The 24,367-nt window shown below is 72.5% G+C and carries 37 protein-coding genes; 2 read left to right on the top strand and 35 right to left on the bottom strand.

The window, feature by feature from the left end; all coding sequences use genetic code 11:
* Positions 1-9: 9 nt before the first annotated feature.
* The 21 genes from HCN56_RS01560 to HCN56_RS01460 all read right to left on the bottom strand — a co-directional run bounded on the left by HCN56_RS01560 (position 10) and on the right by HCN56_RS01460 (position 15,526).
* Positions 10-2,316 (bottom strand): phage tail tape measure protein, encoded by a 2,307-nt coding sequence (locus HCN56_RS01560; protein WP_167967590.1) that lies wholly within the window; start codon positions 2,314-2,316, stop codon positions 10-12.
* 14 nt (positions 2,317-2,330) lie between these two features.
* The gene (locus HCN56_RS01555) at positions 2,331-2,675 is read right to left on the bottom strand and encodes a hypothetical protein (RefSeq protein WP_167967589.1); all 345 of its coding nucleotides are present in this window, start codon (positions 2,673-2,675) and stop codon (positions 2,331-2,333) included.
* 41 nt (positions 2,676-2,716) lie between these two features.
* Positions 2,717-3,196, bottom strand: coding sequence for a hypothetical protein (locus tag HCN56_RS01550; RefSeq protein WP_167967588.1), 480 nt, complete (start codon positions 3,194-3,196; stop codon positions 2,717-2,719).
* An 82-nt stretch (positions 3,197-3,278) separates the two neighbouring features.
* On the bottom strand, positions 3,279-3,968 hold the full coding sequence (locus HCN56_RS01545) for a phage tail tube protein (protein WP_167967587.1): 690 nt from the start codon (positions 3,966-3,968) through the stop codon (positions 3,279-3,281).
* Between the two features lie 15 nt (positions 3,969-3,983).
* Positions 3,984-4,376 (bottom strand): phage tail termination protein, encoded by a 393-nt coding sequence (locus HCN56_RS01540; protein ID WP_167967586.1) that lies wholly within the window; start codon positions 4,374-4,376, stop codon positions 3,984-3,986.
* Positions 4,373-4,654 (bottom strand): hypothetical protein, encoded by a 282-nt coding sequence (locus tag HCN56_RS01535; protein ID WP_167967585.1) that lies wholly within the window; start codon positions 4,652-4,654, stop codon positions 4,373-4,375. Before HCN56_RS01535 ends, HCN56_RS01540 begins: the two co-directional genes overlap by 4 nt.
* A 3-nt stretch (positions 4,655-4,657) precedes the next feature.
* Positions 4,658-5,017 carry a head-tail adaptor protein gene (locus tag HCN56_RS01530; protein WP_167967584.1) on the bottom strand — a complete coding sequence of 120 codons (360 nt, stop codon included), beginning with the start codon at positions 5,015-5,017 and terminating at the stop codon, positions 4,658-4,660.
* Positions 5,014-5,574 carry a hypothetical protein gene (locus HCN56_RS01525; RefSeq protein ID WP_167967583.1) on the bottom strand — a complete coding sequence of 187 codons (561 nt, stop codon included), beginning with the start codon at positions 5,572-5,574 and terminating at the stop codon, positions 5,014-5,016. The genes HCN56_RS01530 and HCN56_RS01525 overlap by 4 nt, the downstream gene beginning before the upstream one ends.
* Before the next feature lie 126 nt (positions 5,575-5,700).
* The gene (locus HCN56_RS01520) at positions 5,701-5,889 is read right to left on the bottom strand and encodes a hypothetical protein (protein ID WP_167967582.1); all 189 of its coding nucleotides are present in this window, start codon (positions 5,887-5,889) and stop codon (positions 5,701-5,703) included.
* Between the two features lie 80 nt (positions 5,890-5,969).
* Complete coding sequence (locus tag HCN56_RS01515) at positions 5,970-6,329, bottom strand: hypothetical protein (RefSeq protein WP_167967516.1); 360 nt, start codon at positions 6,327-6,329, stop codon at positions 5,970-5,972.
* Positions 6,329-7,642, bottom strand: a complete 1,314-nt coding sequence (locus tag HCN56_RS01510; RefSeq protein ID WP_167967581.1) for a phage major capsid protein — start codon at positions 7,640-7,642, stop codon at positions 6,329-6,331. Before HCN56_RS01510 ends, HCN56_RS01515 begins: the two co-directional genes overlap by 1 nt.
* Positions 7,642-8,946 (bottom strand): HK97 family phage prohead protease, encoded by a 1,305-nt coding sequence (locus tag HCN56_RS01505; RefSeq protein WP_209312222.1) that lies wholly within the window; start codon positions 8,944-8,946, stop codon positions 7,642-7,644. The genes HCN56_RS01510 and HCN56_RS01505 overlap by 1 nt, the downstream gene beginning before the upstream one ends.
* Before the next feature lie 10 nt (positions 8,947-8,956).
* Positions 8,957-9,589 carry a hypothetical protein gene (locus HCN56_RS01500; protein ID WP_167967580.1) on the bottom strand — a complete coding sequence of 211 codons (633 nt, stop codon included), beginning with the start codon at positions 9,587-9,589 and terminating at the stop codon, positions 8,957-8,959.
* Between the two features lie 29 nt (positions 9,590-9,618).
* A complete protein-coding gene (locus HCN56_RS01495) occupies positions 9,619-10,965 on the bottom strand; it encodes a phage portal protein (RefSeq protein ID WP_209312221.1) in 1,347 nt (448 codons plus the stop codon).
* A 4-nt stretch (positions 10,966-10,969) separates the two neighbouring features.
* Positions 10,970-11,248: a hypothetical protein gene (locus tag HCN56_RS01490; protein ID WP_167967579.1), complete on the bottom strand. Its 279-nt coding sequence runs from the start codon at positions 11,246-11,248 to the stop codon at positions 10,970-10,972.
* A complete protein-coding gene (locus HCN56_RS01485) occupies positions 11,245-12,969 on the bottom strand; it encodes a terminase large subunit (protein WP_312870991.1) in 1,725 nt (574 codons plus the stop codon). Before HCN56_RS01485 ends, HCN56_RS01490 begins: the two co-directional genes overlap by 4 nt.
* Before the next feature lie 11 nt (positions 12,970-12,980).
* Positions 12,981-13,442: a P27 family phage terminase small subunit gene (locus HCN56_RS01480; RefSeq protein ID WP_167967578.1), complete on the bottom strand. Its 462-nt coding sequence runs from the start codon at positions 13,440-13,442 to the stop codon at positions 12,981-12,983.
* Positions 13,443-14,067: 625 nt separating this feature from the next.
* Positions 14,068-14,478 carry a hypothetical protein gene (locus HCN56_RS01475; RefSeq protein ID WP_167967577.1) on the bottom strand — a complete coding sequence of 137 codons (411 nt, stop codon included), beginning with the start codon at positions 14,476-14,478 and terminating at the stop codon, positions 14,068-14,070.
* A 57-nt stretch (positions 14,479-14,535) separates the two neighbouring features.
* The gene (locus HCN56_RS01470) at positions 14,536-14,760 is read right to left on the bottom strand and encodes a MerR family transcriptional regulator (RefSeq protein WP_167967576.1); all 225 of its coding nucleotides are present in this window, start codon (positions 14,758-14,760) and stop codon (positions 14,536-14,538) included.
* Positions 14,761-14,899: 139 nt separating this feature from the next.
* Complete coding sequence (locus HCN56_RS01465; protein ID WP_167967575.1) at positions 14,900-15,064, bottom strand: hypothetical protein; 165 nt, start codon at positions 15,062-15,064, stop codon at positions 14,900-14,902.
* Between the two features lie 69 nt (positions 15,065-15,133).
* Entirely contained in the window at positions 15,134-15,526 is a 393-nt protein-coding gene (locus tag HCN56_RS01460) for a DUF3307 domain-containing protein (protein WP_167967574.1), read from the bottom strand.
* 181 nt (positions 15,527-15,707) lie between these two features.
* Between HCN56_RS01460 and HCN56_RS01455 the strand changes: the two genes are divergently transcribed.
* Positions 15,708-15,929 (top strand): hypothetical protein, encoded by a 222-nt coding sequence (locus HCN56_RS01455; protein WP_167967573.1) that lies wholly within the window; start codon positions 15,708-15,710, stop codon positions 15,927-15,929.
* A 38-nt stretch (positions 15,930-15,967) separates the two neighbouring features.
* Here HCN56_RS01455 and HCN56_RS01450 read toward each other — a convergent pair whose 3' ends face one another.
* The 14 genes from HCN56_RS01450 to HCN56_RS01385 all read right to left on the bottom strand — a co-directional run bounded on the left by HCN56_RS01450 (position 15,968) and on the right by HCN56_RS01385 (position 23,834).
* A complete protein-coding gene (locus HCN56_RS01450; protein WP_167967572.1) occupies positions 15,968-16,162 on the bottom strand; it encodes a hypothetical protein in 195 nt (64 codons plus the stop codon).
* A complete protein-coding gene (locus HCN56_RS26880) occupies positions 16,159-16,911 on the bottom strand; it encodes a hypothetical protein (protein ID WP_167967571.1) in 753 nt (250 codons plus the stop codon). Before HCN56_RS26880 ends, HCN56_RS01450 begins: the two co-directional genes overlap by 4 nt.
* Positions 16,908-17,462 (bottom strand): DUF6919 family putative SAM-binding protein, encoded by a 555-nt coding sequence (locus tag HCN56_RS01440; RefSeq protein WP_167967570.1) that lies wholly within the window; start codon positions 17,460-17,462, stop codon positions 16,908-16,910. Before HCN56_RS01440 ends, HCN56_RS26880 begins: the two co-directional genes overlap by 4 nt.
* A 9-nt stretch (positions 17,463-17,471) precedes the next feature.
* Positions 17,472-17,960, bottom strand: a complete 489-nt coding sequence (locus HCN56_RS01435) for a hypothetical protein (protein ID WP_167967569.1) — start codon at positions 17,958-17,960, stop codon at positions 17,472-17,474.
* Between the two features lie 196 nt (positions 17,961-18,156).
* Entirely contained in the window at positions 18,157-20,310 is a 2,154-nt protein-coding gene (locus tag HCN56_RS01430; RefSeq protein WP_167967568.1) for a hypothetical protein, read from the bottom strand.
* Between the two features lie 18 nt (positions 20,311-20,328).
* Positions 20,329-20,514 (bottom strand): hypothetical protein, encoded by a 186-nt coding sequence (locus tag HCN56_RS01425; RefSeq protein WP_167967567.1) that lies wholly within the window; start codon positions 20,512-20,514, stop codon positions 20,329-20,331.
* Positions 20,514-21,743, bottom strand: coding sequence for a hypothetical protein (locus HCN56_RS01420; protein WP_167967566.1), 1,230 nt, complete (start codon positions 21,741-21,743; stop codon positions 20,514-20,516). The genes HCN56_RS01425 and HCN56_RS01420 overlap by 1 nt, the downstream gene beginning before the upstream one ends.
* Positions 21,740-21,997 (bottom strand): hypothetical protein, encoded by a 258-nt coding sequence (locus tag HCN56_RS01415; RefSeq protein WP_167967565.1) that lies wholly within the window; start codon positions 21,995-21,997, stop codon positions 21,740-21,742. The genes HCN56_RS01420 and HCN56_RS01415 overlap by 4 nt, the downstream gene beginning before the upstream one ends.
* 11 nt (positions 21,998-22,008) lie before the next feature.
* A complete protein-coding gene (locus tag HCN56_RS01410; protein WP_167967564.1) occupies positions 22,009-22,473 on the bottom strand; it encodes a hypothetical protein in 465 nt (154 codons plus the stop codon).
* Between the two features lie 84 nt (positions 22,474-22,557).
* Positions 22,558-22,722, bottom strand: a complete 165-nt coding sequence (locus tag HCN56_RS01405) for a hypothetical protein (RefSeq protein WP_167967563.1) — start codon at positions 22,720-22,722, stop codon at positions 22,558-22,560.
* Complete coding sequence (locus HCN56_RS01400; RefSeq protein WP_167967562.1) at positions 22,719-22,916, bottom strand: hypothetical protein; 198 nt, start codon at positions 22,914-22,916, stop codon at positions 22,719-22,721. Before HCN56_RS01400 ends, HCN56_RS01405 begins: the two co-directional genes overlap by 4 nt.
* A complete protein-coding gene (locus HCN56_RS01395) occupies positions 22,913-23,101 on the bottom strand; it encodes a hypothetical protein (RefSeq protein ID WP_167967561.1) in 189 nt (62 codons plus the stop codon). Before HCN56_RS01395 ends, HCN56_RS01400 begins: the two co-directional genes overlap by 4 nt.
* The gene (locus tag HCN56_RS01390) at positions 23,098-23,553 is read right to left on the bottom strand and encodes a hypothetical protein (RefSeq protein WP_167967560.1); all 456 of its coding nucleotides are present in this window, start codon (positions 23,551-23,553) and stop codon (positions 23,098-23,100) included. Before HCN56_RS01390 ends, HCN56_RS01395 begins: the two co-directional genes overlap by 4 nt.
* Positions 23,550-23,834, bottom strand: coding sequence for a hypothetical protein (locus tag HCN56_RS01385; protein WP_167967559.1), 285 nt, complete (start codon positions 23,832-23,834; stop codon positions 23,550-23,552). Before HCN56_RS01385 ends, HCN56_RS01390 begins: the two co-directional genes overlap by 4 nt.
* Before the next feature lie 255 nt (positions 23,835-24,089).
* Between HCN56_RS01385 and HCN56_RS01380 the strand changes: the two genes are divergently transcribed.
* On the top strand, positions 24,090-24,359 hold the full coding sequence (locus HCN56_RS01380) for a hypothetical protein (protein WP_167967558.1): 270 nt from the start codon (positions 24,090-24,092) through the stop codon (positions 24,357-24,359).
* The last annotated feature ends 8 nt before the right edge of the window (positions 24,360-24,367 follow it).

Raw genomic sequence — 24,367 nt, 5'->3', positions numbered from 1 at the left:
GGTCTCCTGTCAGGTCAGGCGGGACAGGTCCCCGCCCAGATCGGTGCGGACGCTGTGCCGCAGGACCTCCACCAGCGCACGGGAAGCGCGCGTCCCGTCCGCGCGGATCACCAGCGGCGCCGGCGCCGCGGCCTGCCCGGTGGCCACCGTGGCGCGGACGACTGGCACATCAGGCACCTGCACCATGGCGTCGATGCGCCGGGTGAGATCCCGCTGGCCGCCCTCGATCCCGACTTCGACGCCGGCCGGGATCCACTGGCCGACCTCGGCCGCGAACAGCTTCGACGGCGAGCCGATTCCCAGGAAGGACTTCGCGGCGTTCAGGGCGCCCCGCGCGGCGTTTCGCGCTGCGTCGGCGACGAAGCTCGCCGCGTTGCGGACCCCTCGGGCCATGCCGGTGATGATGTCCCGGCCGATGTTGACGAAGCGCCACAGCATGCCTCGGACTCGTGTCACCGCTCCACTGATGGCGTCGGTGATCGCCGTGCGCACCCTCGTCCAGGCGGACGAGACGCTGGACCGGATCGACGACCAGGTGCGGGACAGCAGCCCCGACAGGCTCGATGCGGCTCGGGACACGGCGCCGGTGATGCTCGTCCAGGCGGACGAGATCAGCGAGGACACCCACCGCCAGGCCGCCCCGGCCGCCCCGGTCACGGTGGACCAGAGCTGGCCCAGGGTCCTGGTCAGCCATCGCCACCCGGCGGACACCGTGGCGGTGATCCACCGCCAGCCCGCGGACACGGCATCGGACACCGCCCGCCAGGCAGCGACCGCAGCCGCCGATACCCAGGCCCAGAGCTGCCCCAGCGCTGCGACCAGCCACGTCCAGGCCGCGGACGTCGCGTCGACGATCCACGACCACGCAGCCGAGATGGCCGCGGCGATCTCGTCCCAGTAGACGATCGCCACCACGATGATCGCGATGATGGCGACGATCGCCAGGATGATCAGGCCGATCGGGTTCGCCCAGAGCGCCAAGTTCAGCGCGACCTGGGCGATGGTCCACGCGGCTGTCGCCAGCTTCACGATGACCAGCGCGGCGGTCCACGCCTTCGTGGCAAAGGACACGGCGGTCACCGCCGCGGCGATCACGCCCAGCGCGAGGCCCAGTCCGACGAACAGCTCCGAGTTGTCGCCGACGACCCCTGCCACCAGCGTCATGACCGGCAGTAGCGCCGTGCCGAGCTGGGTCGTGAGGTCGCGCATGACGTTGCTGAACTGGCGGCCCGCGTCGGCCTCCAGCGTCTCGTTCAGCTCCGCGCTGGCTCCGGCCATGTCCTCCAGGACTGCCGTGGTCGGGTCCAGCGCGTAGAGCGCGTCACCCATGTCTTCCGCCTTGGTCCCGAAGAACTCGATCGCCATGGCATTGCGCTCGATGGGGTCCTCGATGCCCCTCAGCGCGTCCAGGGTGATCCCGAGGACCTCGGTGGCCGAACTGCCGCCTTCACCGAGCTTCGCGAACATGTCGTCGGAGCTGATCCCCAGCTCGTCCCAGGCTTCCGCCATGTCCTCGGACCCGGCTACCGCCTCGATGCTGAATTCCTTCAGGGTGTCCGCGACGACGTCCACGTCGCGAGCACCGGCCTGCACGCCCTGCGACATCAGCGCCATGGCCTGCTCGCCGGTCAGGCCCAAGTTCCTGAACTGCGTGCCGTACTCCGCGATCGTCGGCAGCACGTCATCCCGGAGCCCTGCCGGGATCTGCTGCATCGTCGCGGCGATGAGGTCGAAGCCCTGCTCCGCGTCGCTGACCAGGCCGGTCTTGATGAGCTGCCCCACCGCGTGGGTCGACTCCATCACGTCCAGCTCGAAGGCGTCGGCAAGGCCCATGGCCGACTTGGTCATGCTGCTCAGCTCGGCGTCGGTGAAGTCCCCGAGGTCGCCGATGCTCGTGATGACGGCACCGACGGCCTGCGTCGCATCACCCATCGACTCGCCCCACCCAGAGGTGAAGAGATCGCCCGCAGCGTCGCCGACCCGGGCGGCCTCTGCCTCGGTCAGCCCAAGCTGGGCCGTGATCTGGCTGGTTGCCCCGGAGATGTCCATCGCGGCCTGCATCCCGAGAGCGAGCCCGCCGGCCGCGACCGCGCCGGCCGCCATGCCGACGCCGCCCATGTCCCACTTGGGCTCTGGCGGGCTGGAGGACGAAGTGCGCTCGAACTCCTCCTGGAACTCTTTCGCCGCCTCCGCCGCCGCTGCCCGCGCCGCGGTTGCCGCTGCCCGGGACAGCTCCGATTCGATGCTGCTCGCGAAGCCGGAGAAGGAGGGGACGATGGCCACCCAGGCCGTTCCTACCTGCGGTCCGGTCGCCATCGCCCCCTCCTCTCCTACACGCCGACGGGCCGTGACCGCTGCCGCTCCAGCAGCCGCCGCCCACGGGCCTCCAGCTCGTCTCGCGCCCCGCCCCGGAGGGCCTCGGTCTTACTGGGGCGTTTGATCGGCTTCGGCGCGGAACTCGCCTGGCTGGCCTTCTTGCTGCGCTGCCAGTTCGCGACGCTCAGTGCGTCGACCGACCCGGCGAGCAGCTCGATGTCGATCGGCCAGGCCCCGCCCTCGGCCGTCTTCGCCCAGGCGTAGGCCGACCGGGACGTCCGGGGCATGACGTGGATCAGCCGCCACAGGCGGCCCCACGTCAGGCGGGGCGACCCGATGTCGTCCAGGTCCAGCCCCATCAGGAGGAGGTCGTGCTCGATCTCCCCGCCGTACTCCTCGATCAGTTCGGCGAGGGCGAAGATTCCCCCAGGTCGGCTCCCTGGTCCTCCCTGTGCTCCTGGATCAGGAGCATCAGATCGTCGGCCCGACCGCCGGCCTCGACGAACTTGGCGTACTCCTCCTTGCCGAGGAGCGTCTGCGCGAAGACGACGTCGCCGGTGTCGGCGACGCGTCGCAGGGCCTCCTTCAGGTGGTCCGGCCAGAAGCCCGGCATCGGCATGGAGTAGGAGCGCCCGCCCACGGTGATGGACAGGGTGTCGCCGCCCTTCCGCTGAGCGGCTCGACGCCGCAGGTCGGCAAGGTCGTAGCTGGTCTTCTGGGACATGCGCGGTCTCTCCTCGGTGCAGTGCGCTCGTGCGTCGTCGTGGCAGTCGCACGAGCAGTGGATCTTGAAGCGCGGGCTAGTGGGCCAGTAGCACGTGGCGTGGTCCGCGTCGAAGCACTCCTCGCTGATGGCGTGGCCGTCGTTATGTAGGCGCATGCCGCTCCTTGCGCGGTCTGGGCATGGGAAGGGGCGCCCCGGACCGCGCATGGCGGGGCGCCCCTGTCTGTGGGCCGGCGGCTCAGGCCGCGGTCGGCCGGTCGGCCGTCGGGCGCTTCCCCGCGGCGGCCTTCGCCATGATCGACATGGCCTCGCCGGGCGCGGGGATGCGCATCCCCGCGGCGTTGGTGACCTCCACCAGGCTCACCGGCCCGGTGAAGTCGTCCACGGTCATGACGTGCGGCATCGCCAGCAGCGTCATCTCGTAGAAGGTCAGGTCGCCGACCGAGTGGGCGACATCTCCGAGCTCGTCGACCACCAACCGGGGGAAGAAGATCCGCTTCCACACGGACCCGTCCGCCAGGTCCAGGACGCCCGATCGGACGTCCTCGCCGGACTGACCGGTGACGATGGTCTTCGTCAGGTCACCGGTGGTCGTGATGGGAGAGTTGGGGTATCGGAGCTGCTGTACCACCCAGTTGCCCTCCAGCGCCTGGATGCTGACGGTGTGGTCGTCTTCGGTGACCGCCGTGCGGACGATGCTGTTGCCCTGCCAAGCCCTGTACCGCTCGGTGGTTCGGTTCCGGCCCTGCGTGGGTCCGTCCTCGGAGAGCCACCCCAACTCGTACCAGGCGTCTCCCGGCGCCTGGAAGGCGCCGTTCTCGTCGTACATCGGGACCGGCTCGGCGGCCACCGGCTGCCCGGGGAGCGTCACCCACAGCCCGGAGTCGTGCCCGTACCAGGCCCTGGCGTTGTCGCTGTTCTTCGCCATCGCGGCGTCTCCTCTCTACGCCGGGACCGCGACTCCGCGGACCGACAGGGTGATGGTCATGAGTGCCCGGGGTACGTCCGCGGGCGCGTCGGGGATGAGCGTCGGCCCGGTGCTGGTGTCGACCTGCCGCACCTCGGGTCGGTGCTGGCCGATGGCGGCGAGGTGTGCGCGGGTGTCCTCGGCGAGCTCGGTCGCGCGGTCGTCCGTTGGTGCCCACACCTGGATATCGATCCGCGCGTCGTCGACCCCGGCGTTGCGCTGGGTGCCGCCGATTCGCCGCAGCAGCACCATCTCCGGCAGCCGCGGACGCGGCACCGCCGTGCCCACATGCACCCCGGGGAGGAGCGGACGGAGGTACCCCGTCGCCAGCAGCGCTGCGTCGGGGAACCGGTGCGGGGGGCCGCTCATCCGGCCGCGTCCATCGACCGGCGCAGGAACGCGTACTTCGCCTCCGCGTGCAGCACGCCGGCGTGGGTGGCGGTGACGACAGCTCGGGCCCGCCGGGGGGCCGGGCTGCCGCGGGACTCCACCCGGATCTCGCCCTCCTGCATCTCGGGGGCGGCCGACCGGGCGGCGTCCCGCACGCGGGCGGCGCGACGCTCCATCTCGCCCTGGAGCCGGCCACCGCGGGCCAGCTGCCCGATCCCGCCGAAGGACGACTCGACTCGGATCTTCGCTCGCGCCACAGGTCAGCCCTCCATCCTGCTGATGATCAGCTCCGTGTGGTCCAGGCGTCCGGTCGGGGATCGCCAGAGGTCGACGTCGCCCTCGATGCGCCAGGTCTCGCCCTGCCACTCGACGCGGTCGGTGGTGAGCACGTCGGCCCCGGGCGGGCCGAAGCAGCGACGCATCCGTGCCAGACCCTCACGGGGGATCGTCTCCGCCGCGGTCGCGCGGGAGCCCTGCATGGGCTGGACCCGCCACCCCGGCATCTCCAGTCGGCCAGCAGCCGACCAGTCCCGCGTGGGGTTGCCGTAGGTGTCGGTGGTCTCCGGCGCTCGGAGCCGGGTGAGGGTGTCGCGGTGCCAGCCGAACACTCCGGGGCTCACGGGGCGGCCCCGATCCGGTAGCGATCCAGGACCCGCATCTCCGCAGGAGAGAGCAGGCCCGGACCACCGGCGTAGTCCGACGCGGCAGCCGTCGCGTAGGAAAGGCTCTCCCCGCCCGACTGCTCGCTGCTGACACCGGCCGGAGCGGTCGCTGTGCGGGCCGCCAGCCCGATCAGGACCGACGGCACCGCGCCAGGCGGGCCGGCGTACCCGTGGACGATCGAGGCCCGCACCGACCGCGGGCCATCCGGCCAGCAGCCGTGACGCAGCAGCCAGCCGCCCTCCGACCAGGCGACACCCTCGACATCCACCCACTCCTCGCCTCGCGCGGTCGCCACCGAGGTGAGGTCGGTCAGGTGCAGCGTGGGAAGCGGCACGGTGGTGCCGCCGCGGGCGTCGACCGTGATGGTCTCCTCCCGCGACGGCCACAGGTGCCAGCCGACGTGGTCGCGGACCACGTCGGCCGCCTCCAACAGCAGGTCCTCAGCCTGTACCGCCGTCAGGTGCGACATCCCGGGGCGGCGCATCAGTCGGTCCCGCAGCTCCTCCTCCGTCACGTAGCACCTCCTGCTCGACGTAGTCGGCCATCTGTCGCAGGAGATCCGGCAGCGCGTCGGGGTGGTCGAGCGTGCCGAGGCACCGCTCGGGCCCGTCCCCGACGCGGAACCGGACCGGGATGTCGATCACTTGCCCCCCTTGTTCGCGGGGCGACGGGCGGCCTTGTCCAGCGCGCCCGTCGCCTTGACGTCGCCTTCGCCGACCGGAGTCGCACCAAGGCGCGCGGCGTCCGCGGCGTTGAGCTTCGCGCGGTGCGTGCGACCGCCCTCCGTGTACTCGTACAGCCGGACCGGGCCGGTCGACGCGGGAGCCATGGAGAGCCCTGGCCCGCCGGATCCGGCCGTGCCACAGGAGCTGCACTCGGCTCCGCACACCCCGCACTTCGGAGCAGCCGTCACGTGGAGATCACCCCCCGAGTCCGCAGCACGGCCAGTAGGGCGTTCAGCTGCGTCACGGCCGACGCTTCGTCGGTCGCGTTCGCGACAGCAGATGCGCTGCCGGCGAGCAGACCCGCGTGGGTGTGGTTCCCCGCGGCGGCCTGCGTGGCGGACGTGCCGAGAGCGCGCAGAGACGGCGTTCCGGCGGCGGCCCCGGACGGGACCGCGCCGGAGGCGAGCTTCGCCGCCGTCACCGCCCCGTCCGCGAGCTGCTCGGTGCCGACCGACCCCGCGGGCGGTTCACCTCCCTGGCCGCCGCCGACCTCGGAGAGGCCCGCTTCCCTGAGTGCTCCCTTGTCGGGGTTCAGGTACGCCATTACGCCTCCTCCAGTTCGATCTCGACGAACGCGCTGGGCTGCAGCACGCCGAATGCGGCCCGCATCTCGGCGAGGATCGCGACCATGTTGCGGATGAAGAAGTCCGCGTGGGAGTCGCTGACCGTCACGGACGCCTGCTCGCGGTCCCAGAGGATCGCCTTGCGCCAGTCACCGACGTAGGCGGTGCCCTGAGGCACAGCCTCGGACTGGATGACAGGCAGGCTCCACAGCGGCGCGGTGCCGCTGTACCCCATCCCGGAGCCGGAGGGCCCGCCGAAGTAGTAGCGGCCCTCGTTGTCCTGGAGGAGATCCAGGGCCTCGACGTCGTAGGGGTTGAGGACGTAGCCCGTCGGGACGGAGCGCCCGACCGTGCGGACCAGCGTCTTCGCCTTGCGGGTCGTGGTGAGCAGGTCGGTGTCCCACGCCTGCGACTGGATGCCGGAGACGTTGGCGATGCCCTCGAAGTTCTCACCGGTGCCGTCGCCCGAGACCATCTGGTCTTCGAGCTCTTCCTCCAGGCCGTACTGGAGGAAGGCGTCGATCAGGGTCCGGATCTGGGCGGCGTCGGACAGGGCCCGCTTGGTGACGGGGATCCAGTGGGCAATGGTCCGCACCGGGGTGGTGACCTTGGCCGCAGTCAGGGCCGACTCGGGCTTGACGCCGGACGCGCCGCCGGTGGCGGTGGCTTCCGGCACGGGTGCCGCGTTGTTGGTGATGCCCGTCATGCGGACGTACTCGATGGTGTCCGAGGTGGTCGTGCCAGACGTGACGAGGTCTCGCAGCGTCAGGGGGCGCTGGAAGATGTCCATGCCGACCTGCAGGCCGCGCCGGTCATCCTGGACGAAGGCACCCGCGGACGTGTCGGACCCGCCGGTGATCAGGTCCTTCTGGCCGCCGGCCCCGAGGAGCCGCTCGAAGCCGACCGGCCGACCCTGGACGCGGTGGTCCTTGCCGAAGACCCCGTTGGGGGCGGAGGCGAGGAGGTCCTTGTACTCCTGGCTGGCGACGAAGTGCTCGCCGATGGTTCGCCCGTCGGGCACCACGAGCCCGGCCGGGGTCCGCTTGGCGCCCTTGCCTTCCACGACGCCGACGCCTTCGCCGAGGTCGGCGATCGCGTCGCGCATCTTGGCGTCGGCCCGCGCCTTCTCCAGGCGCTTCTTGAGGTCGCCGGCCTCGTTCATCTTGGCCTGGACCTCGGCGCGCTCGGCGTCGGTGAAATCCCGGTCGCCGTCCTTCTCGGCGCGCTCGGCGATGTCGCGGGCGGCCTTCAGCGCGGCAGTGATCTGGTTGACCAGTTCGTCGGTCTTGCTCATCACTTCTCCTCATCCGTGAGCAGGGATACCTCGGCGTCGAGTAGCGCGAGGTCGGTGCGCAGACGGCGTGAGGCGGGGTGGGGCCCGGCGGGCTCGGCTCCCTTGGGCGCGGGCTGCGCGGAGGGAGTGGAGGGCGGGGCGCCGGTGGCGCTCTTCTCGTCTTCGTCTTCGGTCTCCTCTTCGTCGCCGGATACGACGGAGAGGACGTTGTCGATGTCGTCGGCGGCCTTGCGGAGGGCGTCCCGGGCCGACTTCAGGGTCGTTTCGTTCTTCGCGCTGAGCGCGCGGCCGGCCTTGGCTCCGAGTGCGGCCTCGACGGCCGTGCGGATGGCGGCGGCCTCGGCGGGCGCGGCGCCTTCGAGCGCGAGGCGGAGGGAGCGGTCGCCGGACTTCACGTCCAGCAGCTCCGTGGCCTGGTTGGCGCCGATCAGGGTGGGGCCGACCTCGTAGAGCTTGAGTCGCCGCAGCTCGTAGTAGGACTCGCCGTCCTTCTGGTCGACCCACGAGCCCTCCGAGACGTCGTAGGCGAAGGAGAACTGGGTGACGCGGCGGCCCTTGAGGAGCCGGTAGACCTGAGCCGCCTTGGGGGCGTCGAGGTCGATACGGGCTCGCACCCACAGCCCTTCGGGGCGCTCCTCCGCCTCCAGGACTTCGCCGATGTGGTAGTCGGGGTCGTGGCTCATGTGAGACCACAGCACCGGAATCGGGTTCCCGCGGCCCTTCCATTCGGCGAGCGTCTCGGCGAACGCGCCGGGAGTGATGCGGTCGCCGACGCTGTCGGTGTTGTAGGCGGCGACGATGGCCTCGAAGACGCCGTCCTCGGTTCCCTCGTGCGCGCCGGCCGCCTTGACCTGCACCGGGCAGGACTTGATTCGCACAGCTCTCCTCCCGCTCTTACGGGTCAGGTCCGGCGGGTCCTCGTACCACTGCCGGATCGCAGCTTCGGTGCCCTCTGGTCGGGCATCGGCCTGGGCTCGGGCGACGCATTCATCGAGGCCCGGGTCCAGGGTGATCAGGTCGGCGCCGGCCGCTTCGTAGCTCGCGAGCTGAGCCGGCGATGGCCGGGTGTGGATGATCCACGCGGAGGTCCCCTCGGGGAGCCCGGCGAGGATTCGGCCGATCGCGCCGCGCCGCGCCGCGTGGGCGGCTTCGGCGATCGCCGGCGGGGCCGCATGCGGCTGCTCAGACCCGAGCGCGCGGGCCAGCGCGTCGTAGTCGACGACGACGTCGTCGGGAGATCGCTGGTCGGCAATCAGCGTGGTCTTGCCCGCGCACGGCGGGCCGACCACCACGGTGACCGGCACGGTTCACCCCCTACTCGACTGTGATTTCCAGGGCGCACTTGCAGCGCGCCCGCTCCGAGTCGCGCAGAGAGGAGTCGCCGGGCCAGCGGGCCCCATTGCTGAAGGTGTCGTCCAGGCCGACGGTCTGGCCGCTCATCCGCCGGTGGCTGGCGCGGGGGTTCGGCGACCTGGTGAGCCAGGTCTTCGTGACGCCCTCCGTGCCGACCGCACCCCTCGCCGCCTCCGTCTGGCCAAAGCCGGACATCGCGGTGACGCTGCTCTCCGCGATCTCCGAGGACCGCACCGCGCGGGCCGTAGCCAGCGCGGCGGCGATCACCGCAGCAGGCGCCATCGACTGCCCGTCCTCATCGACCGGGTCCGGCTCCGCGAGAGCCTCATCGACCTCGGCGAGCGTCGCGCCGACGATCCCCTCGGCCATCCCCTCGGCCGCGGCCGTCAGCCACGCGACCGTCGCCGCCCCGTTGTAGTCCTCCGGCGGGAACCCGAGCTGTTCCAGCAGTGCGACCGCAGCCGCAGTGGACGTGGCGAGCCCGAGCTGCAGCAGCAGCGCGGCCAGCGATGCCTGCCACTCGTCGCGATCGACCCAGTCGGCCGCGGACTTGAGACGAGCCCGCGTCGCCTTCGCCTCGTGGCCCGCGAGCAAGCCCCGCTCGAAGTCGGCGAACCACCGGTTCAGAGCCGCTTCATACCGGGCCTCGTACTCGTCCGCGCGGACGGGTCCGGCCCGGGTTGCCGTTTTCCCCGCACCACCGCCGACGCCTCCCGGGGAGCAGACTCCGACGGCTCCACCGATGGCGGAGCGGAGTCCCGGGGGCTCGCCTGCCCACCCTCTGTGACGTTCAGCGGGACGATCAGCTCGTCGCCGCCGTCGAGCCGCGGCAGGTTCACCCGCGCGCGGCCCTCGTTCCGCGTCATCACTGGGCCGCCGACCATCGTCGACATCGCCGCGGCCTGCTCCTCGAAGGAGCCGGCCATCTTCGCCGCGATGTTGAACTCGCAGTAGACGCCCTCGCTGTCCGGAAGGTCGGACAGGATCTGCAGTTCGATCTCCTCCGCAAGCCAAACCAGCCACGGCCCCAGGGTGTCCTGGTACAGCTGCCGGTGCTGCTCCCTGATGTTGCTGAAGGTGGCGTGGTCCAGGATCCCGACCATGGGCAGCGGGATGTGGTAGGCGGCGGCGACCTCCTCGCGGGTCAGCTTGCGTGTCTCCAGGTACTGGGCCTGCTCCGGCGTCATGCCGCCGGCGTGCCACTCCATGCCGTCCTCAAGGATCGGAGTCCCGCCAGCTGCGGTCCCGGTGCCGGTGTACAGGCCGCGCCAGTCGGCACGGAACCGCTCGCGGGCCTTGTCCGACCAGGCACGAGCCTCCGCCGGGCGGCTAATCCAGCCCGCCATTCGAGCCCCGTTGCGCCACAGCTGCTCTCGGTACTGCTGGGAGCTGTAGCCCTCCGCCAGAGTCCCGCGCAGGGTCTCCATCGGCGAAAGGCCGTCGCGGTCCCCGTCCGGGTTGTAGCCCCGCAGGTACACGGCCCGGTCCCGGGGGACGATGAACTTCCCCGCTCTCCCCGTTACCTCGAACGCACCGGGCTCCATCCAGTCGCCGTCGACGAGGCGCACCCGGGAAGGCGGGAGCCGCACCAGGCCTCCGATGTCGTTGCCTGCGTCCTCAGGCCTGATCCGGGCCAGGACCGCCATGTCGTAGGTCGCGATGTCCTGGACGAGCGCGTTGATCAGGCGGTAGCGGGTCGTCGCGGGGTTCGGTCGCGACAGCAGGCGGGCCAGCGGGTGGTCGGCGAGGCGCTCGCGGTCGGTGTCCGACACCCGGCGGTAGACATGCAGGCCCAGCTGGGCGATGTTGCGGCCGAGGAAGTCGATGACGGTCCGCACGTGCGGCTGCGAGCGGTAGATGGCGGAGTAGGACATGGCCACGCCGTCGGCGAGGCGGACCTCCGGTGGCGCCATCGCGGTCGGCCGGCGGTCGATCCGTGCGAGCTGTCCGGCACTCACTGCCCAGACCATGATGTCACCTCACGTCCTGCACGTAGAGGACGCGGGACCGCTCGATCACGAGCTGGCCGTCCGCTCGGGTGGGCTCCGAGTCCGTCGAGAGGATCGTCGCGTCGGCGAGGACCAGCAGGGTGCGGTGGCGCCTCAGGAGGACCCCGTCGATGCCGGTGCCGTCGACGAGTGCGACGACCACGCGGCGCTTCACGGCGACTCGCGCCTCGGCGACGACGAGCCAGGCCAGCGCCAGCGCGGTGACGACCAGGACCCCGAGGGCCACGGAGAGGACGACGATCACACGACCTCCAGTCCACGGTCTTCGTAGGCGGACGGCGCCTCGGCAGGGGCCCCGTGGACCGCCCGGTCGAGCGCCATGATCAGGGCGACGACGCCGTCGATCTTGTCGGCGGAGTGCCGCTTGTCGGGCTTGACGTTGTCCGACGGGTCGGTGGCCACCGCCAGGTTGTCCACCTGCCAGCGCATCGCGGGGTTCCCGCCGTGCCGCACCATCGGCCGCTTCGGGGAGCCCTGGCGGACGAGGCGAGCCAGCTCCTTCAGTGGGGGCGACATACTCCGGTAGCCCTGCCGCATCTCCGCCAGCGGCACCCCATCCGCCAGCAGGTCGGTCACGAGCTGCGTGGCGTTCCACGGGTCGTAGGCGATCTCCCGCAGGTCGAAGTAGTCCATGTCGGCCTGGACCGCGGCCCGGATGTGGCCGTAGTCCATGACGTCGCCGTCGGTGACGGTCAGCCAGCCGTCGCGAACCCACACGTCGGCGGCGCCGGCGGTACGGTCCCGGAGTCGCTGCATGTTCGCCTCGGGCGTCCACAGCCGCCACAGCGCCTGATAGCCGCCCTCCTCCTCGGGAAAGAGGAGGCACAGCGCGGACAGGTCGCTCGTCGCGGCGAGGTCCAGGCCGCCAAAGCACGCGCGGCCCTTCAGTGTCTTGGGGTCGACGCCCATGCCGGCGTTGCGGTCCCACTCCTCCAGGCTGATGTACTTCGTCTCCTGGCGGGTGCGCACCCCCAGCCGCAGCCGGAGGAAGGAGGCGAGTTCGACGGGGTTCTGCCGGGCCTTCGCCGCGGCCTTCTCCATCGACTCCATCGTCGGGCTGTCGCCGGCAGCCAGGCCCGGGTTGGCCTTCAGCCACGTTGCCGGGTCGAAGGGGTCATCCTCCCGCTCCGCAGCAAAAACGACGCCGTAGAAGGTCGGGTCGACGAGTACGCCGCGGCAGAGCTTCTCCGTGTACTCCCGGATCTCCGCGTAGGGAGAGAAGGGCGAGCCTGCGTCAGCCGTGGTGGCATACATGATGAGCGGCTGCTCGCGCGCGCCAGTGCCGGTCTCGACTGCCTCGATCAGGTCGCGGGTCTTGTGCAGGTGCACCTCGTCGACGAACGCAGCATGCGGCGAGGTGCCGTGCATCGCGTCGCCAGCCGACGACATCACGCTGAAGCTCGAGCCGCTCCGGGGGTGGAGGATCTTGTCCTTCAGTGGCTTGACGTGCCCCTTGAGATCCGGGGCATGCAGCGCCAGCAGCCGCACCGGGTCGAAGCACAGGCGCGCCTGATCCTTCCGGGTCGCCAGCGCGAAGACCTGCGCGCCCTGCTCCCCGTCAGCGCAGGTGAGGTAGATGCACTGCCCGCCGCCGATGGTGGTCTTGGCGTTCTTCCGCGGGATGTCGAGGTACTGGGTCTGGATGATGCGAGCGGTGCGGCCGTCAGCAGTCGGCCGCACCCAGCCATAGGTGGGGCCGATCAGGTGGGCAACCTGCCACGCTCGCAGCGTGATCGGGCGCCCCGCCCACTTCCCCTGCGTGTGCCGGAGCCGACCGAAGGCGTCGATCACCCGGTCGACGCGCGCCGGGTCGAAGTAGGCGCCGGCGACCTCGCGCGGCTCCGGCGTCTTCCAGCGAGGCGGGCAGTCCGGCAGCTCGTACCCGCGGTCCAGCAAGTACCACGCCACCTCGGGGCTGAGCTTGAGCCGGGCCAGCTCCCGCTTCCCGGGCACCTTGACCGGCACAGCTCACCCCCTCAGGCGAAGGGGTTCGCCTCCGCCGCCTCGTCCGCGGCCGGCATCCGCGCTCGGGCCGCGAACGACATGCCCAACTGCTTGGCGTACTCCAGGAACAGCTGCGACTGGCTGCGCATCTCGGCGCCGGCCGGGTTCTTCTTCACGGAGTGGCCGTGCGCCGCGTCGCCCACCACGACCTCCCCTTCCTGCAGGGCGTTGCCGGCCTGCCGGGCGGCGAGGAAGTGGCGCAGGGCGAGCTCGACGGTCGGGCCGTCCGCTCGGGTGAGGAGGCCAGCCCGATCGAGCTCGGGGACCATCGCGTCCCACAGCTCGCACATCTCCCGGTCGTCGACCGGGAAGCCGGGCGGCCGATCGGGGGCGGACGGGGCGACGCGTTCGGCCATCGAGCCAGCGGCGGTCGCCCCCGGCTCGGGGACGGCCTGGAGGTGTTTGGGGATCTTGAGAGGACCCCGACTACCCATGGTGACCTCCCGTCACTCTCTATCACATAAGGGGGAAACCCCCCGCGACAGCCAAATCAGCACCCGGGCGGTCGCCCGGTATGTCCGGTTTGGCGATGGCGACGCCCCTACCCCCGCCGGCCCCGAGCGGCCCAGCCACCCGGCGACGAGCGCGCCGTGTGACGGTCGTGGCACGCCTTGCACAGACCTCGTCCGTGCTGCGGATCGCTCGGCTCAAGCCCTTGCGCTCGCAGCTGGCGAACGGTCAGCGGCCAGTGGTCGGCCACCGTCGACAGGGCGGGGCAGTCCCCGGGGTCGTGCTCGGGCCGGCCGTCCGGGCCGACGCACCCCTCGGGGCAGGTGCAGGTCTCATCCCGGGCGAGCACCGCGGGCCGGAACCGCTTCCGGTGCAGGCTGCCGTACCCGCGCTGAGTGGAGCTGCCGCGGCGACGGTCGACCTCCCGGGCCTGCCGGGGGGCGCACTGGGGGCAGGCGGAGGTGGCGGGGGCAGGGGCCCGGCACCCAGAGCAGATCCGCGGAGGACGACTGGGCACAGCCACCCCCCGGGACATGGGTCGGCCCCGCCGGCGATGGGGGCCAGCGGGGCCGTGTGGTCAGTGTGCCGGACATCCATCCGGCGCGGGGCCTATTCGGAGATCAGCTCCCGGGCCCGCTCCTCGACGGCCGCGCGCGTCTCGTCGTCGACCCCGTCGTCGTTCCAGGCGAGGACGAACGCCCCGATCTGCGTGGACCTCTCGCCCTGGGTGTCCGCGTACTGCGTGGCGACGTCCTCGCTGGGGAGCTGGTAGACCGACAGCTCCTCGCTGGTGATCATCTGCTCGCAGGCCCGGTCGCCGTGGTCGGCCGTGTTGCAGAAGCCCGTGTTGTCGCGGGGGTCCGTGAGCGTGGTGACCTCACCGAGCTCGTCTGCGAGCTGCTGGGCCGTGAGCGAGTCGCCGGCCTCTGCCGGTTCCGGCTCGGTGTCGCCTCCGCAGGCGGTGAGGGCCAGGGCGGCGAGGAGCGTGGTGGCCGCGATGGCGGCGCGCGTGCGTGTCATGCCGTCAGCCTGCCGGGGGCCGCCGCGGCGCGGGGCGTTGTCACCGGACCGTGACCGTCACGCCGCGACCAGCTCTCGGGCGACCGGCCTGCCTCGCTCCAGCACCTCGTCGGTGAGTTCGCAGCGGACGGCCGGCTCGATGTCGAGCGCGTCGTATCTGACCTGCCCGCGGCCAACGCCTTCCTTGCCGATGAGGCCTTCGGCGGCCCAGCGACGGATGGCGCTGGCGGAGACGCCGGCGTAGTGCGCGGCCGCGTGCTGGTCGACCATCACCGAGGCCATGTGATCACCCCCGTGACATGCGAAAGGCCGCCTCTCGGCGGCCCGTTGACACAGCTGTCCCGGTGGCATTATGCGCTCGCGAGCGCCCGCGCGCAACAGCCCCCGGCGCCGGAGTGGCGTCGGGGGCTGCGCGGCGGGGTCACCGCAGGGCCCGGCAGCTCCCCGCGTGGGAGTTCGCGGCGGAGATGGCCTCCCGCTGGTTGGCCTGCTGTGAGCTCCATCCGCAGCTGCACTTCGAGATCCATCCGCGCCGGTTCTCGCTGGTCTCGACGATCGCGCCGTTGGTGCCCTTGAACTTGGCCATGTCGTGCTCCTCTCTGGGTCCGGACTGTCCGGCTCCCCGCAGCGCCCCGTGGGGCGGCACGGGCAGCTGTCAGGCCGCGATGGCGAGGGCGGCGGCGACGAGCGTCAGTACGTGCGCGGCCTGGTCGACGTGGGCGGCGCCACCGTGCTGGGCCCACTTCTCCTGCCGGGCGATCCGCATCCAGGCCTGGACGGGCCAGCGCCGGTCGATGAGCGCGTGGGCTGCGGCGACTGCGACGAGTGCGAAGCCGGCGGGAAGGAGAGGGAGGTCCCAGTCGAGGAGGAGCGCCCCGAGGGCGACGGCTGCGGCCATGGCCACGAGGTGGGTTCCGGCGTGGGCGGCGGAGGCGGTCCAGCCGCAGCGGCCCCCTCCGGCCTTGTGTTTGGCCTGGTGGTCGGTCTGGAGCGGGTAGTCGGCGGCGATGTGCGCCGCGTACAGGAGGATGAAGAGCTCTGCGAACATGATGCCTCTTTTCGCTGTCGTTTCTGACACCGGGAACACTGCCATGGGGTGGGCCACCGTGTCCACTCCGAGTGCCCGACGTGTCGACGCAGCGTTGCTACGTGGCGAGCGAATCAGCAGGTCAGGCGATGCTGTTGCGGGCTACTCGCGCCCGGCGGGTGACGTGAATTACATTGCAGGAATGACACCCGAAAGAGGCACCACCCCCGCCCGACGAACCGGCAGACCCAAGGGGCCTCCCCGCAGACAGACCACCGTCCGCATCCTGGCCAGCCACGACCGGCAGCTCACCGCCGCCGTCGAGCGCACCGGCCTCAACGTCCAGGGCGTCATCGAGGCCGCCCTGGACGAGTGGTTCCTCCGAAACGACATCCCCGACCCGGGACCACCGGCCGAAGAGTGACGCGACCGCCCCGCTGTCAGCAGCGGGGCGTTCTCGTCTCAGCCGATCCGCTGCAGCTCCGACGTGTGGCACAGCGGGTCCCGGATGAGCAGCGCTCCGATCGACACCGTCCACCGGCCGCCGGTGAGCGGCCCCGGCGGGACCTGGTCCAGGACGACTCCCTCCCGCCCGACGGCCCGCGGGTCGTCCTCGCACCGCACGATCCGCACTCGCTCGCCGCCCTTGAAGCTCACGGCTTCGCCTCCTTCTTCGGTGCGGCCTTCTTGGCTGGCGCGGCCTTCTTCGGGGCCGTCTTCTTCCTGGCGGACGGCTTGACCGGCGCCGTCTTCTTCACCGGCTTGGCCGGGGTCGCGGGCGCCGCCGGGGGCGGGTTGAGGGCCGTGAACCGCCTCGCGGCGTGGTCGTCGACCACGTCCATTCCGCGGCGGGCGAGCCCGATGCCGTCTCTGGTGACGGCGGCGCCGGAGCTGGCGATGGAGGCCGTGGCCCCGGCGACCTGCCCGGTGGCGCCAGCGACTTGACCCGCCGCGGAGGCGATCGCCGCCAGCGCCCCGAACGCCGCAGCGCCCGTCCCACCGGAACCGCGCGCCGGGGCCGACCGGGCGGCAGGGGCCGCAGCCGGGGCCGCTGCGGCCGCCGCCCGGGCCCCGAGGAGCCGCCCGAACATCCCGCCGGGCTTCGCCGCCCGCGCAACGGACGCCTCCAACTCGCCGCCACGCACCCTGGCCTTCACCCGGCCGCTGCGGGTGGCGAGCGCCGCCACGTCGGCGGCGGCGAACTGGTCCGCCTTCCACCAGCACTTGACGCCGCCGTGCTTCCCGCCGCAGGTGGCCCGCACGGTCGCGCCGGTGACGATGAGCGTCAGGCCGGTGGCCGCGCCGCCGACCCCGGAGCCGGGGCAGCGGACCGGGGCGCCGGCGACGGTGATGGCCCGCCCCATGCCGGGACCGGAGATCCGGACCGACTTCGCCTGGTCGCTCATGCCGCCACCCCTGCGAGCGCGCGGTCGATGACGCCCCACATGCGGTCGCCGTCCGGCCCCCACTCGGGAGCGATGATGGTCAGGATGGGCAGGTCGGCCATCCGGGCGACGGTCGCAGGGGCGAGCCCGTGCCACTCGATCTCGCGGCTCGCCAGGCCGCGCGGCGCCCCGAAGCGGGTGAACGGCTTCCCGTCCTGGAGGCTGACGACCTCACCGCCGCGCGGGTCGACGAGCAGCCCTTCGCGGCGGGCGGCCTTGGCAAGCCGGCCCGCGGCCGCCTTGTCGACGGCGACGGCTTCGACGCCGGACCGCTGCGTCCAGCCGGGGGCGTCCTCGCCCGGCTGGGAGGTGACGGTGACGAGACCGGCGCGGCACATCCGCGCCAGGGTCGGCACCAGCGGGCCGCTCTCGGGGTCCGGGCCGCACCGCGGCTCGTAGCCGGGCCGGGACCGGAGGTCGCCCTCCAGCCAGCGGGCCATCAGCGGACCGACCGTCTCGGGGGTCGCGCCCCGCCAGGTGCGGCGGTCGCGGAGGTGCATCCAGGGGATCATGCTGTCTCCTCAGAGGTGGATGTGGCGTGCCTTGACTCGGCCGCCGCGGTGGATGTGGACGGTGGTGCCGCTACCGGGAGAACCGGCGGGGGCGGGCTGGTCGGTCGCCGGGGCGGTTCCGGGGCGGGGCATCCGGAGCGCGAGGATCGCGAGGGCGATCGCCAGCAGCCCGGCCGCTCCGATCCCGGCGACGGCGGTGACGAGCTGCCCAAGGCCCCAGCCGGCCGCGCCGATTCCGACGCCGCCCGCGACGAGTACCTGGGCCCGCGGGTCGATGCCCTGACGGGGGGCCGGCGCCGGGTCGACCGCGGTCGGCGTGTAGTCGAAGAACTCCGGCGGCAGCGACGATCTCGGCACCCCGACGAGCCCTCCGGGGCCGGGCACGTAGACGATCGAGTCGCTCGCCGCAGGGGTCGGCACGACGACGCCCTGACGGGCGGTCTCCGGGCGGTCGGGGCGGTGGATCTGGTAGCTGGGCGTCAGGTGATCCATGGTCATCTCCGGTGGCGGTATGTGGTGGTATGGGAGGCCGGAACCGGCTTCGGGCCGGATGGAACCGCAGGCCAGGGCGGCGGAACCGGGCCGGAACCCGGGGCGCGGGCCGGAACCGAGTTCCTGTCACCGGGGCCGGTTCCGGGCGGTTCCGTGAGAGTTCCGGTCCGCTGACCTGCGGTTCCACAGGGGTTCCGGGGCGTCAGGAGCCGTCTACGTGCTCGCCGACGAGGGCGCGGAGGTCCCGGAGGCGGTAGCCGCGCGGGGTGTCCTTGCGGTACTTCTCCAGCGGCCACGCCTTGCCCTCGGGTGCCAGCGCGTCGGCAATCGCGTCGCGAAGGGCATCGGCGCGGGCGGCCTCGTCGGCGTGCTGAGCAAGGGCCCACCGCGCCGGGTCTTCCCCGGCCAGGGCCTCCGCCAGCTCCTCCCGGGACATGCCCGCCGGGTCCCCCGCGGCCGCGAACAGACGGCGGATCGCGAGGATCAGCGCCGGGACGGTCAACCCGCTTACACCGCGTGCGGCGCGGCGCTGACCGATCGAGAGGATCACGTCCATCGACGTCTCCGACAGCGCGGCGGACTCCGTGTCGATGTCGACGAGGCCAGCTTCGGCACGCTCGGTGCCGCGGCGGATCAGCTCCTCGTCCGGCGCGTAGCAGGCCCGGTACGGGATCGGCTCGGCGTACTGCGCGCCAGCCATGACGTACACCACCGAGGCGTCGTTGAGGGCCTCGCCCATGGCGGGCATGAGGCGGTCGGGGCGCCAGCCCTGAGCCATGGCGCCGCCGCCCATGATCTGCTTGACGTCGTCGGCGTCACACGCGGCCATGACCTGCACCGGCAGCTCCACCACCCAGGTGTTGTCCTTGATCTTCTCGCGGGTAACGCCCTGGCCGGCAATGACGATCGTGACGTCGGACTTGGCGCTGGTGATGGCCAGCTCCGCAAGCATCCCGTCCAGATCCCAGGACGTGGTGCGACCGGTCTCCTCGTCGGTGTAGCCCTTCCGTGACTCCCTGACCAGCGCGGGGAACTCGTCCACGACGATCGTGACGCCGGGCCGCTTCTCGCTCGACTGCCAGTTCTCGCCCATGCCAAGCTGGTCGAACAGTGCGGGTCGGCCCTTGCCGACGTCGAGCGCCCACCGCAGAACGAGGCTCGCGTCCTCCGCGGTGGTGGCGACGGCGTGCATGCCGCGCCGGAGACCGCCGAACCCGGAGCCAGCGGACCCCAGGTCGACACCGATGACGATCTGATCGCGGGTGGCGGTGATCGCGTCCAGCAGCGCCCGCAGCAGCGTCGACTTCCCCGAGCGAGACTTCCCGACGACGTTGATGTTGGTGCGGTGCACCGGCAGGGCCAGCGGACGGGCGGACATGTCCGCGCCGATCAGCGCCCCACCGACCTCGGCGACGCTCAGCGACTTCGGGGCCCTGGCGGGCAGCGGGGGCACCGCGCGCCAGGGGTTCGGGCCCGGCACGCGGATCACGCACCGGTTTCGGGCCGCCATGGACTGCTGCATGAGGATCGATCCGGTACGCACTCCCGGCAGGCAGGCTTCCAGCAGGTCCAGGCCCCTGCTGATCGTCTCGGGCGTCATGCGGGAGAGCACGACGTCGATCTCGAAGCCCCACTCGTGCGGCGCGGCCTGAAGTGAGGTCAGTGCAACCTTCAGGTCCTCGGTCAGCGCGCGGCGGACCATGTCCTCGAAGATCTCCACCGTCATCCCGAGGCGGAACTCCGGCTCCCCGGACGGGGCCGGGGCCGCCTCAACCGCCTCGACGCCCTGGCCCGGGATCGCGGCGCGCTCTTCCCGGTCGGCGAGCTCCCGGCGGCCGGCGACGTAAAGCACTCCCCACAGCGGGGCGAGGACGATGCCGGCGCCGATCGCGCCCCACAGGGCGGCGACTCCCAGCAGCAGTGCCACGTAGGACGTCGCACCGGACGCGCCGAGGATCGTGGCGGGCTCCCGGTGCCGCTCGTACCGCGCCTCGCGCCGGTCGGCACGGAACTGGACGACCAGGGCCTCACCCTCGGTCTCGTCGATCTCGCCGCGGGCCTCCAGGAGGCGGGCCCGGTGGATCTGCCGGGCCCACTCGCCGCCCTGCTGGTAGTCCCAGACCTTCTGCCCGAGCGCGATGAAGCCGATGGCGGAGGTGCGGACCACGGCCCAGGCGGGGAGCGCCCGCTGCCCGAGGCTCCGAGTGGGCCGCTCGACGACAAGCGTCCCGGTCTGGGCGTCTGCCGCACCGGCCTCGGTGGCCTGAACGGCGGCCCGGGCGGCGGCGGGTGCGCCGCGCTTCGCAAGCCGGTCGGTGAGGTCGATGACGTCGGCGGTGGCGGTGGCCTGAGACATGGCAGCACTCCAGGAGGGTCAGAGCTTGCGGGTGAGCTTCGCGACGGGCGGGGCAGCGAGGGCGGCGGCGAGGACGAGGCCGGCGGCGAGGAGGGCGGCCCGCCAGCCGTGCTGCCCGGGGATGAGCAGGAGGCACAGCACGGCGGCGGGGCAGGCGAGGATCAGGGTCGGCGGGGCCCACGCGCGGGCGCTCTTCGCGGCCATCAGGAGGCCGCCTTCTTGGCGGTCTCCGAGGCGGCCTTGCGGGCTCCGGTGGAGTAGGGAGCGGTGTCCCCCTTGCGGCGGACTCCACGGACCGGCGGGCCACCCCTGGCGCCCCTTCCGGTGCCCTGTCGCGGACCCCGGGGGATTTGCGGGACGACCTGCGCGTTCGTGATCTTCACGGGGCGCTCACCGGGGGCCTCCGAGCGGGCCGCCATCACGCGCCGCGCGGCCGCGTTCCGGGTCCGCAGCGTGCCCGCGTCCTCACCCGGCTCGGCGCCCTCGACGTTGACGTGGGCCTGCCGCCACACCTCCTCGGTGACGGCCTCCTGCCCGAGCGCCGCGGCCAGTCGCAGGGCGTGCGCCCACACCTCCGGATACAGCTCGGCGCGCTGCTTCGCGAGGGCTTCGACACGGGCCGCCACCTCGGCGTCGCGGGCGGCCTTCTCGGCAGCGGCCGCCACCTCGGCGGCGGCCTTCTCCGCAGCGGCCCGCTTCGCCGCACGGCGGTCCGCGGCGCGCTGCCGGAGCGTGCGACGACCCTCCTTGCGGGCGATGCGGCCGTGCTCGTGAAGGTCCCACACTCCGGGACCGGCGACCGACGCCAGCGCGGTACCGATCGCGGTCGCGGTGTCGAAGGCGTCCAGCCCGTGCGTGATGTTGATCGCGGCGGCCACGAAGGCGCAGCCCCAGGCGATCAGCCGGTAGTGCCAGTGCGCCCGACCGGCGGTCACCGCGGCGGCGGCACCGATCAGGAGCACCAGCGCGGACACCTCGATCAGTACCGGTGCCAGCGCCAGGTACGGACGCTCCGGCGTGTAGAAGAAGCTGATCTGCAGCGGCAGGGCCACTGCGGCGCACAGGACGTAGAAGGCCATCGCGGTCCGGCGCCACCGGGTGGCGGACTTGCCGACCCGCTGCTCCTGCGCGGCCCCGGCCTCTGCCTCCGCGGCGGCGGCCTTCGCCTCGGCGGCGCGGGCCTTCTCCTCCGCGGCCCGCTTCCGGGCGCGCTCGGCCTGGACCTCCTCGTGGCGGGCCCGCTCCTGCTGGAGCTTCAGCTCGGCCCGGTCATTCGCGATGGCCTGCCGGCGGGCTTCCTCGGCGGCCTTGATCCGCTTGGCCTCGGCCTCGGCCTCAGCGGCCGTGCGGATCGCATCGGCCTCAGCGGCGGCCAGGGCGTAGGCGGCCATGTCGTGCTGCGGCTCGGTCTCGGGCTCAGCGAACGTGGTCACCGCGTGACCTCCTTCTTCGTGCGGGGCGTGGGCCGCCAGGTGGCGGCGAGGGACAGTGCCTGGGTCAGGCACATGGCGGTGACGGTGGCGCCGGCGGTCACCGCGGCGGCGGCGAGGACGGCCAGCGCGCCGACCGCGTAGAGGGTGATGATCAGCAGGTACAGGCAGGCGACGGGGGCGAGCATCAGCGGGTGCACGCCCCGCAGCTGGGCCGCTAAGGCCGCGACCACGGCGGTGGGGTCGGGGCGGGTCATCGGGGCCTCCATCAGGGGGTGTCGAGGTTGTGGGCGGCGGCGTTGACGCGGTCGGCGGCGTCCAGCAGCGCCGGGGCCTGGTGTGGCAGGTAGTCCGCCAGCACCTCCAGGAGGTCCCCGACCATCAGGACGGTCTCCTCCTCCCGTAGGGCGACGAGTGCCTCGCCCGCCCGGCCGCTCGATGCGCAGGCTGCGACCCGGACGAGGGCCTCGGTGAGCTCGGCGACCTCCTCGGCCGGCTGCGGCGAGGTCATGCGGGTGACCAGGCCGGAGGCGAGCCAGGCGGCGCCGAATGCGGCGAACACCGCGACCAACACCTCGCCGGGGCTGCCGTGCAGCGACGCCGTCCCAGCCGTCGGCACCGCGGTCGCGGTGCCGACCGATACGGGCTGCGTCCGCAGCCACGTCAGGACTGAGCCGGGCAGGCGACGGAGCCGGGACGACTCGGGGAAGGCGGGCAGAGCGGGAGTGGTCACGGGGCCCTCCAGGGGCGGTTGGTGGCCGGTCCTCCGCCGCCCGGGGTGACGGGCCCGGGCGGTGGAGGCCGGCGGCGGGGTGGGTCAGTTGCTGACGGTGCAGATGTGGGCGGTACCGGCGGGGCCGTACCAGCCGCATCCGGCGGGGCAGGGCAGGTCGAGCCGGACCGGGCAGCGGGAGGCGTCGCCCCCGCCGCGGCCGATGACCTCGACCTCGGCGCCGTCGATGTCGACGGTCGTGGGGCTCACGCGGCGACCTGCTTGCGCATCGCGGCCCGGACCGCGTCGCGGTCGACACCGTCGGCCGGCGCGATCCACTCCCGGTCGGCGAGAGCCTCGAGGAGGCCCTCGAAGGCCTTGGGGCTGAGCTGGTCGACACCGTCGGGGCCGTAGCCCGCCCAGAGGATCGCCACCGCGATCTCCTGGGCGCCGGCGGCGCTCACTCGGGGTCCACCGGCAGGAGGTCCCAGATCGGCATGCGGTCCGCGGTCGACTCCGGCCGGGGGAGGCCGGCGAGCTCGCACGCTTTGTCGACCGCGTCCCCGGGGGCCTCCCAGTCGTACCCGGCCTCGATCAGCATCTCGGCGGCGATCTGCCGCCGCTCCGCGGTCGTCGGGCGCCCGCTCACGACTCGCCCCCGTACTCCAGGGCGATCCGCCCGGCGGTCACGAACGCCCGCAGGACGTCCGCGTCGGACACGTCGATCCGACGGACGTAGTCGCCGAAGTCCTCACCGGGCTGCCCGAGGTCGGCGACGGCGGCGTCGAGAGCGATCTCCGCCGCGTCCTCCAGCCGCCAGTCGGCCGCCTCGTCGACCTGCATGCGGCCGGTGACGGCCTCGCGGATCGCGTCGAACGGCTCGATACCACCGGCGGGCGGCGGGGTGCGACGGGACCGGATGACGCCCGCCTCGGACAGCAGCCCGTGGGCGGCACCCAGGATGGTGACGATGTCCTCGCCGGGGAGGACCGGCAGGCGCAGGACCTGCGCGAGGATCGGGCCGGTGATCTCGGGCAGCGGCGCCGCCTCGCAGGTGGCGAGGAACTCCCGCTCGGCGGTGGTGGGGGTGAGGGTCCTCATGCCGCCACCGCCAGGTCGCCGATGCGGGTGGCGTTGAGCTCGTCGAAGAGGCTGTCCTCGTCGGGGTTCGCCTGGTCGTAGCGGGTGGCGTCGGCGAGGAGCCGCAGCTCGTCGGCCCAGTCGGTCGCGGTCACGAACTCGGTGACGAGCTCGGCGCGGTAGGTGGCGTTCGCCTCGGCGACCGTCAGCTCCCGCCGCGCCGCCGCACGGGGCGAGGCGGTCGCGGCGTCACCGTCGGACAGCGCGTCCAACAGGTGGAGGGTAGAGTTCTGCGCAGCCATCAGGAGTTCCTTCCAAGAGACCTGGTGGTGAGGGCCGGCCAGCGGTGGAGTCGCTGCGTCCGGCCCGTCTGTATTTGTGGGCGCACCGGTGGAGTCGGCACGGCCCTGCCTGGAGGGTGGAGTCCTCCGGGCGGTGCAGCACCAGCCTACGCAGACGCTGACCCACATTGCAATACGACTCGGCAACTTGGTGAGTGCGACGGAGTGCGCCCCCGGGCTCGTGTCAGATGCAATGTCGTATGGCAACATGGCTTCATGGCCGACGACACCGAGCGGGAGACCACCGCCACGAAGGAGCTCGACAAGCTCACCGCCGCCTTCCACCGGGCGGAGCGCAGCCTCGACAGGGCACGAGATGCCCTGCACGAAGGGATCGTTCGCCACCTCCGCGAGCAGAACGCGAAGCCGTCGGTCGTCAGCCGCCACACGCCCTACGACCGCAACTACGTGCGCGGCCTGGCGAAGGCGGCAGGCGTGCCGCCGGTCCGCGAGCCCCGAGCGCGAGCGGCCGACAAGGGCGAGTGAGTTCGTCA

This window comes from Streptomyces lonarensis (genome assembly GCF_012033735.1).
Lineage (GTDB): Bacteria > Actinomycetota > Actinomycetes > Streptomycetales > Streptomycetaceae > Streptomyces > Streptomyces lonarensis.
This window is presented reverse-complemented; position numbering and strand designations above follow the sequence as displayed.

Excerpts from the sequence above, each read along its gene's own strand:
- HCN56_RS01560 (WP_167967590.1), bottom strand. The coding sequence starts at position 2,316 with ATGGCGACCGGACCGCAGGTAGGAACGGCCTGGGTGGCCATCGTCCCC.
- HCN56_RS01555 (WP_167967589.1), bottom strand. The coding sequence starts at position 2,675 with ATGGGGCTGGACCTGGACGACATCGGGTCGCCCCGCCTGACGTGGGGC.
- HCN56_RS01550 (WP_167967588.1), bottom strand. The coding sequence starts at position 3,196 with ATGCGCCTACATAACGACGGCCACGCCATCAGCGAGGAGTGCTTCGAC.
- HCN56_RS01545 (WP_167967587.1), bottom strand. The coding sequence starts at position 3,968 with ATGGCGAAGAACAGCGACAACGCCAGGGCCTGGTACGGGCACGACTCC.
- HCN56_RS01540 (WP_167967586.1), bottom strand. The coding sequence starts at position 4,376 with ATGAGCGGCCCCCCGCACCGGTTCCCCGACGCAGCGCTGCTGGCGACG.
- HCN56_RS01520 (WP_167967582.1), bottom strand. The coding sequence starts at position 5,889 with ATGGCTCCCGCGTCGACCGGCCCGGTCCGGCTGTACGAGTACACGGAG.
- HCN56_RS01515 (WP_167967516.1), bottom strand. The coding sequence starts at position 6,329 with ATGGCGTACCTGAACCCCGACAAGGGAGCACTCAGGGAAGCGGGCCTC.
- HCN56_RS01510 (WP_167967581.1), bottom strand. The coding sequence starts at position 7,642 with ATGAGCAAGACCGACGAACTGGTCAACCAGATCACTGCCGCGCTGAAG.
- HCN56_RS01495 (WP_209312221.1), bottom strand. The coding sequence starts at position 10,965 with ATGGTCTGGGCAGTGAGTGCCGGACAGCTCGCACGGATCGACCGCCGG.
- HCN56_RS01480 (WP_167967578.1), bottom strand. The coding sequence starts at position 13,442 with ATGGGTAGTCGGGGTCCTCTCAAGATCCCCAAACACCTCCAGGCCGTC.
- HCN56_RS01475 (WP_167967577.1), bottom strand. The coding sequence starts at position 14,478 with ATGACACGCACGCGCGCCGCCATCGCGGCCACCACGCTCCTCGCCGCC.
- HCN56_RS01470 (WP_167967576.1), bottom strand. The coding sequence starts at position 14,760 with ATGGCCTCGGTGATGGTCGACCAGCACGCGGCCGCGCACTACGCCGGC.
- HCN56_RS01465 (WP_167967575.1), bottom strand. The coding sequence starts at position 15,064 with ATGGCCAAGTTCAAGGGCACCAACGGCGCGATCGTCGAGACCAGCGAG.
- HCN56_RS01460 (WP_167967574.1), bottom strand. The coding sequence starts at position 15,526 with ATGTTCGCAGAGCTCTTCATCCTCCTGTACGCGGCGCACATCGCCGCC.
- HCN56_RS01455 (WP_167967573.1), top strand. The coding sequence starts at position 15,708 with ATGACACCCGAAAGAGGCACCACCCCCGCCCGACGAACCGGCAGACCC.
- HCN56_RS26880 (WP_167967571.1), bottom strand. The coding sequence starts at position 16,911 with ATGAGCGACCAGGCGAAGTCGGTCCGGATCTCCGGTCCCGGCATGGGG.
- HCN56_RS01440 (WP_167967570.1), bottom strand. The coding sequence starts at position 17,462 with ATGATCCCCTGGATGCACCTCCGCGACCGCCGCACCTGGCGGGGCGCG.
- HCN56_RS01435 (WP_167967569.1), bottom strand. The coding sequence starts at position 17,960 with ATGACCATGGATCACCTGACGCCCAGCTACCAGATCCACCGCCCCGAC.
- HCN56_RS01430 (WP_167967568.1), bottom strand. The coding sequence starts at position 20,310 with ATGTCTCAGGCCACCGCCACCGCCGACGTCATCGACCTCACCGACCGG.
- HCN56_RS01425 (WP_167967567.1), bottom strand. The coding sequence starts at position 20,514 with ATGGCCGCGAAGAGCGCCCGCGCGTGGGCCCCGCCGACCCTGATCCTC.
- HCN56_RS01415 (WP_167967565.1), bottom strand. The coding sequence starts at position 21,997 with ATGACCCGCCCCGACCCCACCGCCGTGGTCGCGGCCTTAGCGGCCCAG.
- HCN56_RS01390 (WP_167967560.1), bottom strand. The coding sequence starts at position 23,553 with ATGAGGACCCTCACCCCCACCACCGCCGAGCGGGAGTTCCTCGCCACC.
- HCN56_RS01385 (WP_167967559.1), bottom strand. The coding sequence starts at position 23,834 with ATGGCTGCGCAGAACTCTACCCTCCACCTGTTGGACGCGCTGTCCGAC.
- HCN56_RS01380 (WP_167967558.1), top strand. The coding sequence starts at position 24,090 with ATGGCCGACGACACCGAGCGGGAGACCACCGCCACGAAGGAGCTCGAC.